Origin of the sequence: Nocardia sp. NPDC002869, from assembly GCF_046764065.1 — a bacterium.
In the GTDB taxonomy this organism is placed as follows: domain Bacteria; phylum Actinomycetota; class Actinomycetes; order Mycobacteriales; family Mycobacteriaceae; genus Nocardia; species Nocardia rhamnosiphila.
Window position 1 is genome coordinate 1 of record NZ_JBKOOL010000263.1, and the last position, 4,905, is coordinate 4,905.

The 4,905-nt window shown below is 69.1% G+C and carries 5 protein-coding genes; 1 reads left to right on the forward strand and 4 read right to left on the reverse strand.

Annotation, left to right across the window (positions count from 1 at the left end; all coding sequences use genetic code 11):
* Positions 1 to 62: 62 nt before the first annotated feature.
* The 4 genes from ACLML9_RS27740 to ACLML9_RS27755 all read right to left on the reverse strand — a co-directional run bounded on the left by ACLML9_RS27740 (position 63) and on the right by ACLML9_RS27755 (position 3,053).
* Positions 63 to 218 carry a DUF6131 family protein gene (locus tag ACLML9_RS27740; protein WP_085995414.1) on the reverse strand — a complete coding sequence of 52 codons (156 nt, stop codon included), beginning with the start codon at positions 216 to 218 and terminating at the stop codon, positions 63 to 65.
* A 49-nt stretch (positions 219 to 267) separates the two neighbouring features.
* Positions 268 to 678: a hypothetical protein gene (locus ACLML9_RS27745; protein ID WP_411948268.1), complete on the reverse strand. Its 411-nt coding sequence runs from the start codon at positions 676 to 678 to the stop codon at positions 268 to 270.
* Between the two features lie 129 nt (positions 679 to 807).
* Positions 808 to 1,947, reverse strand: coding sequence for a lipase family protein (locus ACLML9_RS27750; protein ID WP_411948269.1), 1,140 nt, complete (start codon positions 1,945 to 1,947; stop codon positions 808 to 810).
* 188 nt (positions 1,948 to 2,135) lie between these two features.
* Entirely contained in the window at positions 2,136 to 3,053 is a 918-nt protein-coding gene (locus tag ACLML9_RS27755; protein ID WP_411948271.1) for an alpha/beta hydrolase, read from the reverse strand.
* Between the two features lie 384 nt (positions 3,054 to 3,437).
* On the opposite strand from ACLML9_RS27755, the gene gndA reads away from it, so the two are divergent.
* Positions 3,438 to 4,883 (forward strand): NADP-dependent phosphogluconate dehydrogenase, encoded by a 1,446-nt coding sequence (gene gndA, locus ACLML9_RS27760; RefSeq protein ID WP_411948270.1) that lies wholly within the window; start codon positions 3,438 to 3,440, stop codon positions 4,881 to 4,883.
* The last annotated feature ends 22 nt before the right edge of the window (positions 4,884 to 4,905 follow it).

A 4,905-nucleotide genomic window follows, 5' to 3' on the forward strand; every position in this document is an offset into this window, starting at 1 on the left:
GGCGATCCACGTGGATCGCCCGCACCGCCGCGGCCGCTGGATGGAGTCGCCGATCGACGGCGTCAGTAATAGTGCCGTCGGCCACCGACGGGCCGGCCCACCGAGCCGGCGATGGCCAGTACCGCGCCGACCACGAGCAGGACGAGGCCGATGGTGGTGAGCACGCCGATACCGAGCAGGTAACCGACGATGAGCAGAACAAGTCCGAGAACGATCATGACACTGACTTTCTGATTCGATATTTGATATCCGGGCGAGGGACAGGGATCACTTGGCGGTCGCGGCGCTCTTGTCCGGCTTGCGCAGCAGTTTGCTCATCGACCAGCCCGGAGCCGCCGGAGCGGCGGGCGCGGGCTTCTTCGCCGGGTCCTTGGTCTTGGCGAGATCCCGCTGGGCGGCGGCGATCTCCTTACGCGACTGCCGCAGCTCACGGCGGGTCTCCAGACCCCGGCGGGTGGATCGCCACGCACCGGCGGAGACGAGACCCACTCCTAGCCCACCGACGACACCGACGATGATGCCGATGAGGAACAGTTCACCGGTGGTACCGGCGAAGTGGTAATCGAAGACCGAGAAGTCGCTGGTCAGCCGATTGACATCACTGGTATTGGCCGCGACGCCGGCGACACCGGCGGCAACCGCCGCGACGGCGATCACGAGCCCGAGAACAATGATCATGGCAATCCCAAGGGTCGAGGAACACTATGCTCCCGCTATTCCCGGCGACGACGATGTCAAACGGGGGAAGACCATGTCCGCCAGTTCGATTGACCGGCGGGGTGGATCCGGGGGTCGGACGGCCGGAACTCAGGCGAACAGGTCGCGGACGAACGGCACCGAGTCGGCCAGCGAATCGTTCACGGCGCCATCGTGATCGGTGGGGTACACCTTCAGCGTCACCGGCTGCCGGTTCGCCCCGAGCACCGCCGCGAACCGCAGCGTCTCCGGGGTGATCACGTCGGTGTCGAGCAGACCCTGCCCGAGGAAGAGCGGCTTGTCGTAGCCGGATTCCGGCAGGCCGAGATAGCGGGTGAGCAGCCCGCGCAGATCCGGGAGATCGGCCAACAGCCGGGTGAAGAGGTCTCCGATCACCACACCGTGGGCCACCAGTTCGTCACCGAACGGGGACAGGCATTCGGTGCGCGCGCGTTCCAGCCAGTACCGGCCGGAATCGGTGAGCAAGGATTCGATGTCCAGCTCGGGGTAGGTGGTGCGCAGTCCGTTGAGCAGGTACAGCGCGTACCCCGTGGTGTGCGCGCCCAATTTCACCGGCGGTACGCCCGGTCCCATGAGAGCGAGGATGTTCTCGATATAGGCGGGGACGCCGGTGGCCACCGCGCCGCGGTAGTCCAGTTCCGGGCCGCCGAATTCGGTGGCGTACCGGGCGGTGGTGACCGCGGCTCCCCCACCCTGCGACTGCCCGACCACGACCCATGTGTTCGACAGTGCGGAGTAGTGCCCCGACGCGGCCCGGACCGCGTCGACGACATTGTGCGCCTCCACCACCCCGTTCAGGTACGGATGCTCGCCGGGGGTACCCAGCCCGGCGTAGTCGGCGGCGACGATGGCATAACCCTGCCCGAGCCAGCTACCGAGGTACGCCCGATCCCGTGCCACGGCGCCCGGGCCGGCCACACTGTAGGCGCAGGAATCACCGAGCCCGACCGTACCGTGCGCCCAGGCGATGACCGGCCAACCGCCGGCCGGGGGCGCGCCGGCCGGGAAGTACACGGCGGCGCTGGCCACGGTCGGCGCTCCGCCGACCGTGGTCGTCGTATAGAGCATGCGTTCCGAACCCACCGAGCCGGGCAGCACGGCCGGAGCGGCCAGCGGTTCGACGGATTCGACGACGCCGGTGCCCGGTGCCGCTACCGCGTGCCCGCCGGGCAGCCCGGCAATCGCCGCCGCCAGCAGCGCGGTGACCGCGGCCGTACCGAATTTCCGCATGATCTTCCTTTCGCCGGATCACCCACCGGTGCCGTGCCGCCTCGGGCGGTACCCGGCCAGTCTTTCACCTGGACGGACGACCAGCCATGTCGGCATGCCGTCCGCCCCGCGACAACCGGAAGAACGAGCGAGGCAGGTCCGGCCATCCGGCCCGGCAGCTGACGGAGACCGCCCGGACGGCTCATCGGTCAGGCGCCGATGGCCCGCGCCAGATGCGGCCACGAATCGTGCAGGTCGTATTCGAACTGACCCCAGGTGTGCGCGCCGGCCGGGCGGTCGATGTGCACCGCGCCGAGGCCGAGTTGCCCCAGGCGGTCGGCGAAGGCCGAGGTGCAGGCGGCGGCAATGGCTTCGACCGGCGGGAACCCCCAGCCCCGGTCGATCTCACCGGGCATACCCGACGCCGCGGACAGGTATACGGTCTTTCCGGCCAGGCGGGAGGCGTGCGCGAACGCGTCGTGGGCCTGCCAGCCCGCGGCCCCCGGCGGACCCCACATCTTGCCCGGGTCGGCGCCGCCCCGCACCACCTGCGCGCTGATCATCGCGATTCCCGCGGCGTCGGCAGACCACGGACATCCGCTATAGGACGCGACCGCCTCGTAGCGGTCCGGCGCCTGGATGGCGAGGTCCACGGCGGACCCGCCGCTCATCGACACCCCGGCGATCGCATTGCGTCCGGTGGTGCCGAACCGGGCGTCCACGACCGACGGCAGCTCCCGGGTGAGATAGGTCTGCCAGCGAGCGCGGCCGACCACGGGGTCGTCGGTGTGCCAGTCGGTGTACATCGAATAGGCACCGCCGATCGGCATCACCACATTCACGTTCTTGTCCCCGAAGAATTGCCGGACATCGGTATCGTCCCACCAGGAGATACCGTCGGCACCGCCACCGATCCCGGTCAGCAGGTACACCGTGGGCGCCGGCCCCCCACCCGGCGCGGGGATGACCCGATTGGTCACCACGGTATCCATGGCGGGTGAATACACCTCGAGCAGGATCGCGCGACCGTCGATCGGTTTCTCCGCGTCGACCCGCGGCCCCGGGGCCGCCGCGGCGGGTTGGACAGTGAACAGGGACGCCGCGACAGCCAGCACCGCGGCCGGCATCGTGAGCAAGAATTTGTATCGCACCCCTCCGGTGTACCCATTCGCGCACCGGATCGCCGCCGGACTTCTACGGTTCATCCATTGTGCGCCGGTATGTCTCGCGGCCGGATACGAAGGCCGCTGCTCGGTCCGGGTACCTCCGGAGCCGCTCGGTACGAGGACAGCCGGCCACGCGGCCGGGATGCTCCGGTACGGCGACCCCACCGCTCTCCGGCCCGGCCCGGCCGTGTGGATCGGTTGTCGGCGGGTCTGCGTATGGCTCGACCGGGCCACCCGGTAGAAAGAAGAGAGGGCACACGCCGGGCGCGCGGCCGGTCTCCAGGATCATCGCGGCCCGGCGGATCCCGCCGAAATGTTGGAACAGTCGAACGAAAGAGCTGGTTCATGGCTTCCTCCGCAGCGCGGGCACAGATCGGGGTCACCGGCCTGGCGGTGATGGGCAGCAATATCGCCCGCAACTTCGCCAAGCACGGCTACACCGTGGCACTGCACAATCGCAGCGTCGCCAAAACCGACGCGCTGCTCGCTGCGCACGGCGACGACGGTGATTTCGTCCGCACCGAGACCATCGCCGAGTTCGTCGCCGCGCTGGAGAAGCCGCGCCGGGTGCTCATCATGGTGAAGGCCGGCGACGCCACCGACGCGGTGATCGAAGAACTCGCGGGCGCCATGGAAACCGGCGACATCATCATCGACGGCGGCAACGCCCTCTACACCGACACCATCCGGCGCGAGGCCGCACTCCGGGCCCGCGGCCTCAACTTCGTCGGCGCCGGGATCTCCGGCGGCGAGGAGGGGGCCCTCAACGGACCGTCCATCATGCCGGGCGGCCCCGCGGAATCCTACGAATCGCTGGGACCGCTGCTGGAGTCCATCGCCGCCCAGGTGGACGGCACCCCGTGCTGCACCCATATCGGCCCGGACGGGTCCGGCCATTTCGTGAAGATGGTGCACAACGGTATCGAATACGCCGATATGCAGCTCATCGGCGAGGCGTACCACCTGTTCCGGGCCGCACTGGACCTGGATCCGAAGCAGATCGCCGATATCTTCACCCAGTGGAACTCCGGCGAGCTGGAGAGCTACCTGGTGGAGATCACCGCCGAGGTACTGAACCAGGTCGACGCGAAGACCGGGAAGCCGCTGGTCGATGTGATCGTGGACGCGGCCGAGCAGAAGGGCACCGGGCGCTGGACCGTGAAATCCGCGCTCGACCTGGGTGTTCCGGTGACCGGTATCGCCGAGGCCGTATTCGCCCGGGCACTGTCGGGGTCGCGGGGGCAGCGCGCGGCGGCCGTGGGGCTCGCCGCCGGCGAACTCGCCGCCAAGCCCACCGATATCGCGCAGTTCACCGAGGACATCCGGCAGGCCCTGTACGCGTCCAAGGTCGTGGCCTACGCCCAGGGGTTCGATCAGATCGCCGCCGGCAGCGCCGAATACGGCTGGAATCTGACCCCCGGCGATCTGGCCACCATCTGGCGCGGCGGCTGCATCATCCGGGCCCGCTTCCTGAACCGGATCAAAGAGGCCTACGAAACCGATCCGACGCTGCCGAGCCTGATCCTGGCGCCGTATTTCCGGGACGCGATCGAGACGGCGATCGACAGCTGGCGGCGGGTGGTCTCGACCGCCACACTGCTCGGTATCCCGGTGCCGGCATTCGCCTCCTCGCTGTCCTACTACGACGCGTTGCGGGCCGACCGGCTGCCCGCCGCGCTCACCCAGGCCCAGCGCGATTTCTTCGGCGCGCACACCTATGAGCGGGTCGACGCCGAGGGCAAGTTCCACACGCTGTGGAGCGAGGACCGTTCCGAGGTCTCGGCGGGCTGAACGCCCGGTCGCCGGGCGGGCG

What these genes read in the sequence shown, in the direction of transcription:
- ACLML9_RS27740 (WP_085995414.1), bottom strand. Translation starts at nt 218, where the DNA reads ATGATCGTTCTCGGACTTGTTCTGCTCATCGTCGGTTACCTGCTCGGT.
- ACLML9_RS27745 (WP_411948268.1), bottom strand. Translation starts at nt 678, where the DNA reads ATGATCATTGTTCTCGGGCTCGTGATCGCCGTCGCGGCGGTTGCCGCC.
- ACLML9_RS27750 (WP_411948269.1), bottom strand. Translation starts at nt 1,947, where the DNA reads ATGCGGAAATTCGGTACGGCCGCGGTCACCGCGCTGCTGGCGGCGGCG.
- ACLML9_RS27755 (WP_411948271.1), bottom strand. Translation starts at nt 3,053, where the DNA reads ATGCCGGCCGCGGTGCTGGCTGTCGCGGCGTCCCTGTTCACTGTCCAA.
- gndA (WP_411948270.1), top strand. Translation starts at nt 3,438, where the DNA reads ATGGCTTCCTCCGCAGCGCGGGCACAGATCGGGGTCACCGGCCTGGCG.